General features: G+C 59.0%; 9 protein-coding genes and 3 pseudogenes. 7 read left to right on the top strand and 5 right to left on the bottom strand.

The window, feature by feature from the left end; genetic code table 11:
* Nucleotides 1-6 precede the first annotated feature (6 nt).
* Nucleotides 7-909 (bottom strand): LysR family transcriptional regulator, encoded by a 903-nt coding sequence (locus tag AC5J09_RS05265; RefSeq protein ID WP_379943376.1) that lies wholly within the window; start codon nt 907-909, stop codon nt 7-9.
* A gap of 95 nt (nt 910-1,004) precedes the next feature.
* Here AC5J09_RS05265 and AC5J09_RS05260 point away from each other — a divergent pair, with 95 nt between their 5' ends.
* The 4 genes and pseudogenes from AC5J09_RS05260 to AC5J09_RS05245 all read left to right on the top strand — a co-directional run.
* The gene (locus AC5J09_RS05260) at nt 1,005-2,096 is read left to right on the top strand and encodes an alpha/beta fold hydrolase (RefSeq protein WP_494297136.1); all 1,092 of its coding nucleotides are present in this window, start codon (nt 1,005-1,007) and stop codon (nt 2,094-2,096) included.
* 11 nt (nt 2,097-2,107) lie between these two features.
* A complete protein-coding gene (locus AC5J09_RS05255) occupies nt 2,108-2,482 on the top strand; it encodes a hypothetical protein (protein ID WP_379943372.1) in 375 nt (124 codons plus the stop codon).
* Between the two features lie 1,016 nt (nt 2,483-3,498).
* Nucleotides 3,499-4,374 carry a LysR family transcriptional regulator gene (locus AC5J09_RS05250; protein WP_379943370.1) on the top strand — a complete coding sequence of 292 codons (876 nt, stop codon included), beginning with the start codon at nt 3,499-3,501 and terminating at the stop codon, nt 4,372-4,374.
* 215 nt (nt 4,375-4,589) lie between these two features.
* Nucleotides 4,590-4,741: pseudogene (locus AC5J09_RS05245) on the top strand (integrase); the annotation flags it as partial.
* Between the two features lie 33 nt (nt 4,742-4,774).
* On the opposite strand, the pseudogene AC5J09_RS05240 reads toward AC5J09_RS05245, so the two are convergent.
* Together AC5J09_RS05240 and AC5J09_RS05235 are read right to left on the bottom strand one after the other, a co-directional pair.
* Nucleotides 4,775-4,996: pseudogene (locus AC5J09_RS05240) on the bottom strand (type II toxin-antitoxin system VapC family toxin); the annotation flags it as partial.
* A gap of 423 nt (nt 4,997-5,419) precedes the next feature.
* Nucleotides 5,420-6,598, bottom strand: coding sequence for a low temperature requirement protein A (locus AC5J09_RS05235; RefSeq protein WP_100674395.1), 1,179 nt, complete (start codon nt 6,596-6,598; stop codon nt 5,420-5,422).
* A 125-nt stretch (nt 6,599-6,723) separates the two neighbouring features.
* Here AC5J09_RS05235 and AC5J09_RS05230 point away from each other — a divergent pair, with 125 nt between their 5' ends.
* Complete coding sequence (locus tag AC5J09_RS05230) at nt 6,724-7,173, top strand: Ros/MucR family transcriptional regulator (RefSeq protein WP_379939871.1); 450 nt, start codon at nt 6,724-6,726, stop codon at nt 7,171-7,173.
* Nucleotides 7,174-7,737: 564 nt separating this feature from the next.
* Here the strand turns inward: AC5J09_RS05230 and AC5J09_RS05225 are convergent.
* On the bottom strand, nt 7,738-7,920 hold the full coding sequence (locus tag AC5J09_RS05225; protein WP_494297135.1) for a hypothetical protein: 183 nt from the start codon (nt 7,918-7,920) through the stop codon (nt 7,738-7,740).
* Between the two features lie 281 nt (nt 7,921-8,201).
* Nucleotides 8,202-8,538 (bottom strand): annotated as a pseudogene (locus AC5J09_RS05220) (transposase family protein); the annotation flags it as partial.
* Nucleotides 8,539-8,742: 204 nt separating this feature from the next.
* Here AC5J09_RS05220 and AC5J09_RS05215 point away from each other — a divergent pair.
* On the top strand, nt 8,743-10,497 hold the full coding sequence (locus AC5J09_RS05215) for a cation:proton antiporter domain-containing protein (RefSeq protein WP_494297134.1): 1,755 nt from the start codon (nt 8,743-8,745) through the stop codon (nt 10,495-10,497).
* A 1,037-nt stretch (nt 10,498-11,534) separates the two neighbouring features.
* Entirely contained in the window at nt 11,535-12,731 is a 1,197-nt protein-coding gene (locus tag AC5J09_RS05210) for a sensor histidine kinase (RefSeq protein WP_494297133.1), read from the top strand.
* Nucleotides 12,732-12,955: the final 224 nt, after the last annotated feature.

Raw genomic sequence — 12,955 nt, 5'->3', positions numbered from 1 at the left:
AAGAGGTCACTCGCACGGCGATAGGGATCTGACCGTCCGCAGAAACTCGATGATCGACCGACGGGCGCTGCGTGGCTTCCATACCATCGCGAGATCCCAGGTGAGGTCGTCGGGCATCCCCACCAGCGGAACCATTGCGACACCGTCCACCCGCATCGAACGCGCTCCCTCGGGCACGAAAGCTACGCCCATACCGGCCGCTACCAAGCTCAGGATCGTGTGCATCTGCCGCGCCTCCTGACGCACGCGAGGCACGAAGCCGGCCTGCCGGCAGGCGCTCATCAGCCGACCGTGGAGCGAAGGTCCTTGCGCATATGGAAAGAGCACGAACGACTCGTCCGAGAGTTCGGCCAAGCCGATCGGGCTCTGGTTGCAAAGCGAACTCGATGCCGGAACTGCGAGGCAGAAACGGTCGCGATCGATCATCTCGACCTCTAGTCCCGACATTCCCTTCAACGGTGGCGTGACGAAACCCACGTCGATCGAGCCGTCCTGCAATCCTGCGAGTTGCGCGTCGGTCGACCGTTCATCCAGCCGAACGTCAACCATCGGAAAACGTTCGCGGTAGGCGCGGAGCGCAGCGGGCAATACACGGTAGAGCGCGGCGCTCGTGAAGGTAATCGAAATCTCGGCCAGATCCTCCGATGCGGCGCGTCGCGCCATCCGCACGCCTTCGTCCATTTGCTGCAGCGTGCGTCGAGCCTCCGTTAGAAACACTTGGCCTGCAGGGGTCAGCTCGACGCGGCGTTGTGTGCGCACGAAGAGCGGAAAGCCGAGCGCTTCCTCAAGGCGCCTGATCGACTGCGAGAGCGGCGGCTGGGCCATGTGGAGACGGGCGGCCGCCCTCCCGAAATGCAGTTCCTCGGCGACTGCCACGAAGTGGCGCAAGTGGTGCAGATCAACGCTCATATCGCAATCATCTCAATAAAGCGGCAATTGATATTGGAAGACATCGAACGCAGGTGCCAAGTCAAGAGGCGAGAATAGCAAAGCGGGAGTTTCTTATGCGTTCGCAGTCCATGATTCCACGTCTGACCGGACCGGTCCTCATTGGGGCCACTCTTCTGGGTGGCGCCGCTCAAGCGGAAATCGCCCGCCGAGACTTCACTGTCATCAGCGACCCGGGCGTTAAGCTTGCGGTCCGGGAGGTGAGTGATACCGAGGGTCCGTCCGGAAAGCCTCCCATCGTGCTTCTTCACGGCGCGCGCGTCCCGGGCGTTGCCACCTTTGATCTTCCGGTTGAAGGCGGCTCTCTCGCGGTGGACCTGGTTCGTGCGGGACACCGGGTCTTCATCATGGATGCGCGCGGTTACGGTGGCTCAAGTCGGCACGGGCAGGACGGCAGCCAGGATGGCCAGCCCCTCGTCCGCTCCGACATGGTTGTTCGTGACGTCGGCGCCGTGGTCGATGCCGTTCAGGCAAGGACAGGCGTCTCGCAAGTTGCCCTGCTGGGCTGGGCCACCGGCGGCCACTGGGCGGGCATGTATGCTAGCCAGAAACCCAGCGAGGTGAGCCATCTCGTGCTATACAATAGCCTCTACGGCGTGCACGCCGGTCACAAGACCCTGGGACCTGGTTCGGGTATGGCGGACCCAAGCAACCCCGACCAGTTCAACATCCAGCGCTTTGGGGCTTATCGGTTGAACACTGCTGCCTCCCTCCTGCCATCGTGGGACCGCTCGATTCCGATCGAGGACAAGGCTGCCTGGCGCGACCCGAAGGTGGCGGAGGCCTATCAAGCCGCGGCGCTTGCCTCTGATCCGTCCTCGCGCAGTCGCAACCCGCCTTCATTCCGAGCGCCTTCGGGAGCGATGGCAGATTCCTTCGAACTCGCTTCGGGGCACAAGCTATGGGATGCTGGTCCGATCGCCGCGCATGTGCTGGTCATCCGATCGGCCAATGATTTCTGGAGCCGGCCCGAGGACGTGACCACGCTGGCGCAGGATTTGAGGAAGGCGGCAAGCGTTCGCATGGTCACAATACCCGAGGCGACGCACTATGTTCATCTCGACAGGCCGGAGCGGGGGCGCCGCAGCTTTGTCGCTGAGGTAATCCGCACGCTCGAGCACCCCCCGAAGACCCGAGCGGCTCACTGAGGACGCCCATCGTGGAGGCCGTATTCGTCTATCTGGAGAGCCTATCTTCCAGCGCGTGGATGCGCTCCGGAGTATGGCCTTTTCCCATCATCAACCTCATCCATGTGCTAGGGATCGCGCTTCTGTTCGGCGGCATAGCGGTGCTCGATCTCCGTCTCCTGGGCGTCGCTGCAAAAGCTACCCGTCGCCGGCCTCGCCAACCTCGTCCTGCCCATTGCTGCCATCGGCCTCTGCTTCGCAATCGGAGCGGGGCCGCTGATGTTCGCCGTGAACGCGCGCGCGTATGCCGCGAACCTTACCTGCCGTGGAAGCTCGGCCTCATCCTGCTGGCGGGCATCAACATCACGCTGCTGCATGCGACCGCGCGGCGTTCGCACCGATTCTAGGGCGAACGAGTTCCCGCCCTGGCTAGGGCGCGGTCGAGCTTTTAACCATAGAAACAAGGGAAACCTGCTCCAACGTATCAAATGACCCCGCCCTTGTCTTAGGTCCGCAGTGGGCTCGCGATGCGACGTGATTGCAAAGCCGCTGGATTCCAGAGCGCTAACATAGCCTTCGAGCGGCTGTGCCCAGCCGGCGAAATGCATTGTCAGCCCCCTACTCTCCACCTTTGTCTCGAAACGGCGCCGATCGAAGTACGTCGCGGGAGTTTCCGACGGCGCACCAGGCCCGGACACGGCGAGGAGCTCCAAATCCGCCAGCGGGTGAACGATCGAAATGAAGAGCGTCCCGTCCTTTCGCAACACGCGCCTAATTTCCTTCAGCGCCCCAGGAACATCGACTCCAGCTCCTCGAGACGAGGAATATGCCGGATCGTGAAGATCGACGTTTTCCGGTGGGAGGAGAAGCTGTGCATCCTTTCAAACGCGCCGAAGTAATCGTGTGGATCGCGGCCATTGCTTGCGCTCACCCTTCTGACAGGAGCGATAATTGCACTGTCCCAATGTCAGATGATCGGGGGAAACTTTTGCTGCTTGGATGCTTGTTCGCATCGATCGAGTAAGAGCGCGGCAGGAGGACGGGCTCACTCCAGTGCGCAGCGAGAGCCGTGCGGGCTAGGCGCAGGCAAGCCCAAGGGCGCCGCGGACGGTTGCGCACGGCACGTCTCATCGAGCGTGCCCTTCCCTCCGTGGTCACCGGCTTGCGAACCGCGCGCCGGAGACCTCGCGATCCATTTCACGAGCCAGCCGAATCCTTCCCATTCGGCGCCGTCGAGTGGATCGGCGAACGCGTCGCAGCGTTTTTTGCGCTGTTGGCTTACCAGCTCCCTATATAGGATCGTCCATTCAAGTAGCATCTCGTTTCTCCGGGCATCTGGCGTTACCCGGAAGATGGTTCGAGAGGCCATGCAACTGTAGAGGCACGAACGAAAGCCATCTTTCATGGATGAAAGTCGAACCGGATGAAAGTCGAAAACTGGGAAGATCTTCGTCTCTTTTTGCACGTCGCCGAGCAAGGTGGGCTTGCGGGTGCCGCTGAGAAGACGGGGATCAGCGCGCCGACCATTGGGCGACGGATGCTGGCGCTGGAACGTGCCACGGGACGAGCGCTGTTCGTCAGGGCGCGGACGGGATACGAGCTCGCACCGGACGGGCAGATATTGCTGGACCGCGTGAGGGCGATGCAGGAGGCAGCGCAGGACATCGTCGATTGGCAAGAGACGGTGCATTCGATGCCGATCGTACGGCTTATTTCCGACAACACGATGTCGTGCTTCACGGCAACAAGCCTTCGGCACCTTTGGACACCGCACGATACTTTTCGCGTTTGTTTCAAGACAACTGAGGCCGCGATCGACCTGACACACCGCGACGTGGACATTGGACTCGCCGCGGAGCGGCCGCAGTTGGGCAATGTCGCGGTCCGGCGTTCCGTCGCCGTCGCCTATGCGCCCTACTGCGCCCAAGGTTTTGACCACCGGCGCCATTGCAACTGGGTTTCGCTGGGTACGGACGTCGCCAACCAGCCGTGGAAGCGGTGGGCATTCGAACAGCCGGGCCGACACATCACGAACTGGGTAAACTCACCGCGGATGATGTTCGATCTAGTGAAGGCGGGAGCGGGCATCAGCGTGATGCCATGTTTCATCGGTGATAGCGATCCAGGCTTCGTCCGGGCGGGGCGGGTGATCGATGAGCTCGGCCATGATCTCTGGATGGTCCTGCATGACGACGAACGCGGCCGGGAAGCCGTGCGCACGGTCGCAGACCGGCTTTCGGCGCTGCTCGCTGCAAATGCTTCTCTTTTTTTGGGGTCGAATGGGCGCGATCCCCTTTGAACCGAACCAGGATGGCAGCACGCAAGGGGGTGAGCTCGTCTATGTCGCAGAAGTCGGTACGGCCTTTTCGCGACGGATGTCGACGGAGTTACGCAAGCTGCTCGAGGCGATCGTCGCGAAGAAACCCACTGTTAACTGAAGCGGAACAACGCGATATTCACCGAGCCGCTGCTTTTGCCGAAGTCGAATTTCGCGCTTGGACTGCCGATACGAAGTTGAGATCAGGGTATCTAACCGAGGCGGCAAATCGCGGCATTCCCCTGCCCGAAGCGATGCAGCAGTCACTGCATAAGTCGGTGAGCCAGGCGGCGAGTTAATACACACCGCGGAACGGAAGAACGGACGAGCGGCGCGGCTGATTGTCTAAGGCGTGCGGAACGGGCACACCGATTCAGAGACGCTATGGGTGTGGCGTGATCAGCGACAGCGTCGGAAAGTAGGTGCGATACCGTCCGATATTGCGGGTCAGAAGCGGAAGCTGGCTAACTGCAGCATGCGCGCCAATGAAAAAGTCGGGTAGGACGCCAGTCCTTGATCCTCCTGCCCGGCGATATTGCGTGAACACCTTTCCTGCGAGGAAAAGCGCGGCTCGAGGAATTGGCGTCATCTCCAGTCCAGCCTCCTAGCTGTAACTGTCGTTGTCATCTGCGTTCCTCGGTAATGCCAGATACACGGCAGGTATTACTTTGTGCAGGCGATTTCAAGGATAGCTGGGAATCCCACCGGTTTTGGACAGGGGTCATGAGCTATGACCGGCGGAACGCCACTACATCGTAGTCGTTCCTAGAAGCAGTGACCGCGTCGTCGTTTCGCCCCCCCGGAGCCACTGCGGAATTGGCGAGCAACGGATCTTGCAGATGAATGCTGAGTCATAACGCCCTCCGCTCTCCCATCATTTGTCCTGAGCAGCGCCATCACATCGGACCAAGCGAAAGCTCGCCGAGGGAACGACATGGTCGTACAGCGACGCCGCCGTCGATGGGAGGCCATAGACTACTTGCGAGATTACCGTCCCAGTTTTCAGCAGAAACGGAAGCCGTGGCAATCAGGCGGCGCTGCGCCGCAAGTGCTTCAGCGCGACATACTCCCAGACGGCTACCACGAGCAGTATCGCACCTGAAAGCGCCTGGATCGCGGAGTTGGCGATGAAAGGCACAAGCGTGAAACTGGCTGCCAGCAAGCCGATGCCAAAGACATGCGAATACGGCAGGACGCGCGAAGACACCCCTTTCATCCACATTGTCCCTGCAAGGAACAGGATCGGCCCGCCGAGCTGCGCCAGCGCGCTATTGTATGTTCCGGATTGGTAAGGATGCGCCAGGCTGAAGTCTTCTGCGACGGCGGTGAAGATGATACCGCCCACGATCGGAAGGTGACCGTAGGTGAAGAGATACTGCGCGGTGGTTTGCGGTTTAGACGTATCCTCTGCCTTGTCAGCAGCGCGTTCCTGGCCGTCGTGAAAATAGATCCACCACATGAGAACGGTAGTCAGGAAGGAAAGACACAGCACCAGAGGCGTACCTTCAGTGTCCAGGTTTTCATACGTGTGTTTGCCGATCGTCAGTATGGTCTCCCCGAGCGCGATAATGACAAAAAGCGCGCTGCGTTCAGCGAGGTGTTCCCCGTCGATGTCGAGCGTTTCGCGCGGCGAAGCTCCGAGACGTGGTACCCAGTATCTGACCATCGGGCCTACGTATTCCAGAGCAAGTGCCACGATCCACAGGACGACGCGCAGATTCGGTTCGGACAGACCCCCCGTGATCCAGAAGATGCTTGAAATAATAAGCCAGACGGTAATCCGGAAGAAGGTCATGAACGAGGCCAAGTCGCCTCTTCGGAACGCATAGAGGGTGAACAGCGACCGGCTGACCTGCATGGCCGAATAGGCGACCGCAAAGACAAGGCCCATGCCCGCGAGGGCTTCCGGCAGCGCAATGGCCATTACCATGCCGCAGAACATCAGCGTAAAGAGCAGCAGGCGGACCGGTGAGATCTCGGTATCCAGAAGATCCATGACCCACGTCGTGTGGATCCATACCCACCAAAGCGCGAAGATGAAGAGCACTGCTTCAGCGGCGATGCCAAGACTGAAATCATCCGAAAGGCTCTCGGAAAGCTGAATCAACGCAAAAACGAAAACGAGATCGAAAAAGAGCTCAGGAAAGCTCGCCTTCGTCTGATCCGTATTTTCTTTCCGGAGCCAGTGCGTTTTGTTTTCGGCCATGCAACCCTTCATAACGATGAGAGCAGAGATATATAGCGCAGCGCTGGGTCAGGTGCCTTCGTTCCGACCGAAATATCTGCACGCTGCTGGCTCGATTCTTTTGTAATAGGCTGCGGAGAAGATCATTGACAGAAGCGCACCCAAATGGACGAACGCTTGAGCTCACCAGTCGCATCGTATCGGCTTATTTGAGCCGCAATATCATTGCCCCCGACGAACTCCCCCACCTTATCCAGCAAACCTACGGCGCACTGGGCGAGACGTCTGCGTCAGCGCAGAGCCCGCCCGCAGTTGAGGATCAACGGCCCGCGGTTCCGATCAAGAAGTCCGTGACCGACGACTTCATCGTATGCCTGGAGGACGGGAAGAAATTCAAATCTCTCAAGCGCCATCTAACGACTAAATACGGTTTGACGCCGGAGCAGTATCGCGAAAAATGGAAGCTTCCATCCGACTACCCGATGACCGCCCGCAACTATGCTCTGCAGCGCTCGGAACTCGCACGGGCGATGGGGCTTGGAAAGAGACACGCATCAACGCCCGCTGATGCCCCTGCGCCTGTTCGCAGAAGATAAGTTTGAAGTTCAGTTAACGCGGTGGAAGATGCGGGTCGCATGCGAGCCACAATAACGGTCAGCCTCGGCCGCTCGCGCAATGCTAGTGCGTGGTGGCCAGCGCATCGAGAAGGCCGGGTCCTGACCGTTCTGGGTTGCGTCCTTGGATCCTCCTATCGGCCATGGTGTTGGGCACGCTTGGCACTGAGCGTTTACCATTCGATGAAGCCTTTGCTTGGACTGTTTTCCGGGGGACAAGCACACTCCGGTCAATTCGACAAGAGTAAAACAAGAATACAAAAACCCCTAAATTGTTACTGGCACACCTAATACCTTCGTATAAGATCGACCACGCTTTGACACACCCTCTAGCATTGCCAGTGCTTGTAGTGGGCTTTGCGGCGGACCGTATTTCCGTGTCCTTGCTTCATACTGCAGAACGACAGTTCCAACGAAATTCCCTGACCGGAAACGGTCAGGGCTTCATCTATGCGCCTTAAGCTTGTTGATGTCAGCGCGCGCGATTCGGGGACGTAGATGGGCGAAACCTGTTGCAGCGGCTGACGAGCGCCCGCAACGGCTACTTTAGAAGCTCCGGTCCATTTCCATCGTTGGAGAAGACCGTTCCTCATATATCAGCTTGTCGAGTGTGTTGTGACCGGCCTGCATGATGTCCATATCGCAGATGTGACAGATAGCCGCCAATTCCTTCATCAGATCGCCTACTATGAGGTCGCGGCGCCGGAGGGTGCCTGTTTCCTCTTTCATAATGGCTGACTCGAGTTCCTCAAAAGACCCTCCCAGAGCCCGCTAGAGCTCCAGGGTCGACGAAAGAAGATTTCGCCGGCGCTGGGCAGGATCAGTCACTGAAGCCTCGCCGTCGCAGACCGTCATAAGTTTGATAGTTTTGTTCTGAAATTCGCTCATCAATACAAACGCAGATCTAAACCAATGTGCTCGGCACGATATCCTTAAAGGTTGAACGTCGAATTAATCTCAACCACTTCCGTCTTTTGGCGCCAGCGAAGGAGCATCCGGACGTCGGCAGCTTCGATCAGGTGCCTTTGGGCGTAGAAATGCTCGTGCAGCGGGTACATTCGCGCACGGGACGGGTTGTTGGGAATCACCGCACAGTGCCCTTGTCGACGATGGCGTCGCGCAGACGATAGCGCGGTGTAGGCCATGACGACCTCGGCGGGCAGGCCCTCGATCTTGGCGTCGGCTTGCGGCTCATCGCCCTTCTGGCCTGTGACCGAGACCGCTCAGGCCATGTGGATCTTGGTGTTCAAGCCGCCGCGCGAGCGGCCAAGGGCCTGATCTTCACCCGTTTTTTGCGCCTTCGGCGTGCTGATTGGCGCGGATGATGGTGGAATCGACTATCAGGTAGCACATGGCGATCTCCTGTCGGTTATTCAGCATGGCTCCTATGCCGAAACCACACGCCAAATTGTCATATAACCGTACGCGACGCCGGCGAAAGCACCCTCACATCTTCGAGCGAAAGACAACGAGACACTCGCGCCATAGTCCATTATGTCTATGCTCGTGCCGCACTTGGCCTCTTAATGGAACGCGGCCGGACTGGGAGAAATGCCTCACACACCACTTATTGCCACCCTCGTTGCCGGCCTTGGGCTGGCCTTCATTTTCGGCACTGTGGCAAATCGACTTCACCTATCGCCGCTGGTCGGCTACCTCTTGGCAGGTGTTTCGATCGGCCCGTTTACGCCTGGCTTTGTTGCAGATCAATCGCTGGCGCGCCAACTCGCCGAGCTTGGTGTTATCCTGCTGATGTTTGGCATAGGGCTACATTTCTCCATCCACGACTTACTTTCCGTGCGGACTATCGCGCTTCCTGGGGCTCTCGGCCAAATGGCTCTGGTGACAACGCTCGGGTTCATCGTGGCGCAAGCGATCGGATGGCCAATTGCAGCCGGCGTGGTGTTCGGGTTGGCACTCTCGGTTGCAAGCACGGTCGTGGTACTAAGGGCCCTCCAGGAAAAGCGACAACTCGAAACCGATGGAGGGCGTATTGCCGTCGGATGGTTGGTCGTCGAAGACGTTGCCATGATCCTCGCCCTCGTATTATTGCCGGCCTTCGCTGGCAGTTTTGGCGGCAGCACAACTCGGCCGAGTTCAGGCGATGGCGGCCTCTTCACGTTTCTTGAGCCGCAAACTGTGTCCGGCGCGCTTGCACTTGCGTTGACCAAGTTGACTGCCTTTTTTGCTGCGATGGCTATCTTTGGCCGGCGCGTCATTCCGTGGGTACTGCACTATGTTGCTCACACCGGTTCGCGAGAGCTTTTCCGTCTGGCGGTACTGGCGATTGCCCTGGGAGTCGCTTTCGGAGCAGCTGAACTGTTCGGTGTCTCCTTCGCTCTTGGCGCATTTTTCGCGGGGATGATCCTCGCCGAATCACAGTTGAGCCAAAGGGCCGCCCAGGAAACGCTGCCGCTCCGCGACGCATTTGCCGTGCTCTTCTTTGTCTCGGTAGGCATGTTGTTCAACCCCATGATTCTGGTCGAGCAGCCGCTGCTCGTCGGAGCAACATTCCTGATCATCGTGATTGGCAATGCTACAGCCGCGTCCGCGATCGCCATCATGTTCGGCTATTCCCTGCCTGTAGCTCTGACACTCGGCCTCAGCCTCGCACAGATCGGCGAGTTCTCCTTCATACTTGCCGCGCTGGGAGTTGAACTCAAGCTTCTTCCGGAGGCAGGACAGGACCTGGTGCTTGCCGGAGCGATCCTGTCCATTCTCATCAACCCTCTTCTATTCGCCGGATTCGGTCGCCTAACGCCACGGCTCAAGCAACGCGAGCCGGTCGGCGCCGTACAAGAAGACCGCAAGACAGACACACCCGAGCTCACGGGTACCCGTCTCACCCACCATGCTGTCCTTGTCGGCTATGGGCGGGTTGGGAGCCTGGTTGCAGAGACGTTGCAAAAAGCACGGTTGCCTTACCTGATAATTGAGGAGCGGCAAGCGGTTGCCGATCAACTTCGGGCGCTTGGCGCCGAAGTCATTATTGGAAATGCCGCTCAGCCCGGATTACTTGAGGCGGCCAACGTTGGCGCAGCCAAATGGTTGATCAGCGCCATTCCAAGTCCGTTCGAAAGTGGCAACCTCATCGAGCGCGCCCGCACAGTGAATCCGACACTCGAGATCATCGCCCGCGCGCATTCCGACGCTGAGGTCGATTACCTGACAAGGTTGGGAGCGAACCTCATCATCATGGGCGAGCGGGAGATCGCGCGGAGCATCTCGGAACATATTTTGAGCCGCATCGATGTATCCGCAGCTCCCAATCCTAACGAAGGCCAAACAGGCCGCATATCAGAATAAGCTTACGCTGAACTTCGGACAGGTCCCTCGCCTTAAATGTGAGCAGAACTTGAGACCCCGCCATTCAACTTCTGGCGCAGTTGAAGGGAGCGGCGGAAAGCACGTGGCAAGCTGTCTTCTGAACGCCGTGCCGCCGAAATTCGCAGGAGACTGGTGTTCTATAACGTCCCGGACGCAGAATCCTGGAAGGGTCGCTATGGTCGCTTGGTCGGAGAAAAGGACTATCCCACCTCGAAGAGGCAGACCGCGCCGATCTGGATTGGAGGTCGAGGCAGCGCTCGCATGGCACGATGAAGACCCGCGGCCAACGATCGTCACACCGTTGCTCGACGGCAAGCATCTGCGCGAACAGCTTGCGATCGCCGAGCAGTTCATGAGTGTGGGGATCTCGCGCGGGTGGTCGCCGCGGTTTCAGAGGCCGGAGGAGTGACCCAGCCAAATGTGAACGCTTGTTCTCCCGTCCGACCGGACGGCCTCTCCATTGCCAGATTCGACGAGCAATTCCCTTGATATGTTATGCGATCCTTTGGTGAATATTCAGGAACGTTTTCGACGAGGCAATGCGCCATCTGCGCGTCGGCAAGGTCGTCGATCGGCGGTCGCGCACCCGCAATGGCATGGGGGCGCAAAGACTGCAGCGTGCCGCTCTGGTCCCGACTGCCAGACTGATCCGAAATTGGAAGCGCCGGTTGGACTGCGCGGCGAGCAGAACTTCCTGTTTCCGCACCGGGGCGGAACGCTATGGATTCTGAACAAGAGCTGAGCCCGGCTTCGCTATCGCTCGGAATTTGCCAACGACCGCGCCTCATAGCGAGTACGCATGCTGGCGCGCAAGCGCTTGCACCGTCTTGCGAGCTCCTGCACAATGCCACACGTGCCCAAGTGGCGTTACTGGGGCAGTTAAGCGAGCGCAGATGACCGTCATAAACAGGTGCGTCTTGTAGACTGGGCCCCATGTCTGCTGTTTTGCCTCCATCGTGTAAATAGGATACCGATGACCCTTGAGGGTCTGCGCGCACCGAGAGGGAAGCGAGAAGATGGATGCGGTGAAGGTGCCCACGCCCGACGTTTCGGCGGTTTACACGGTCGACCTGAGTGAGCGGCCAGTGCCACGCGGCGATGCCGCGCAGGAGAAGGCCGCACTTCTTCAGCTCGCCGGACGCATGCACGATGCGCCTGGAGAAATGCTCCCAAAGTTCGTCGAACTCGCCATGGAACTGACAGGCGCGATTTCCGCCGGTGTCAGCCTGCTCGAACAGACAGAGTCGTTCCCGGTGTTCCGCTGGCATAATCTGAAGGGAATTCTGTCGCCGTTCAACGGGGCGACTACTCCCCGCGATTACTCGCCGTGTGGCATTACGCTCGACCGCAGCGCACCAACACTGGCGATCCATCCGGAGCGCGTCTATAACTGGATACCAGCGGGCTTGTCGCTGCCAGAGGTTTTGCTCGTTCCCCTATATATGGGACGGACGGAGCCACTCGGGACCCTTTGGGTCGTCGCCAACAGGATCGGGTATTTCCACTGCGGTCACGGAGCCACGCTGCAGGAGCTTGCCGATTTCATCGGTATAGCACTGAAGGTGGCCCGATCCGAACAGGAACTCCAGCAGGCGCTTGAACAGCAGGAACTGCTCACCAGAGAGATGAGCCACAGGCTCAAAAACCTTTTCGCTATCGTAGACGGCATAATCCGCATTAGCGCCCGAAGCACGGACAGCAAGGATGATTTAGTCGCGCTGTTGTCTGGCAGGTTGCATGCGCTCGCCGCTGCCCATTCCTTGGTGAAGCCATCTTTTAGCGACGTCCAAGGGGCGGCCTCCAATCTTGCGGACCTAATAAGCATCGTCATCGAGCCCCACAAGCCTGCCGCAATCCCCGGCGAGAGCGGGTTCTCTCTTGAAGGCCCTACCATTCTATGCGGCGAGCAATCGGTCAACGGACTTGCGCTAGTCTTCCATGAGCTGGCGACCAATGCGGCCAAATACGGGGCGCTGTGCGGCGACAATGGCAGGGTGGACATTGTCTGGCAGATCAACGGCGACGACCTGAGCATCACTTGGAATGAAGAGGGGGAGAGAGAAATATCCTCCCCTCCTGCTTCCAAGGGCTTCGGCAGCACGTTGGTGGAGGCGACCGTGATCCGCCAATTCGGCGGTACCCTCAACTATAACTGGCGACCAACCGGTTTATCAGTGAACATCATCTTGCCATTGTCCCGTCTGGCACAATAGCACCGTCTGGCTACCCTCGAAAATGAGCTGACATCCGCGTATGTGAGCTCTCATGCTGCAAGAGCGCGCGCCACAGTTCTGGTCAAGAGAGCTGTTACAGAGGACTTCATCATCTGCCTGGAGGCGGAGGGAAATTCCAATCTCTGAAGCGGCACTTGCGGCCAAATACGGCCTTAGGCCGACGAATATCAGGAAAAATGGAGCTATCAGCCGGCTTCCCTTAA

Source organism: Sinorhizobium sp., assembly GCF_059070375.1.
This window is presented reverse-complemented; position numbering and strand designations above follow the sequence as displayed.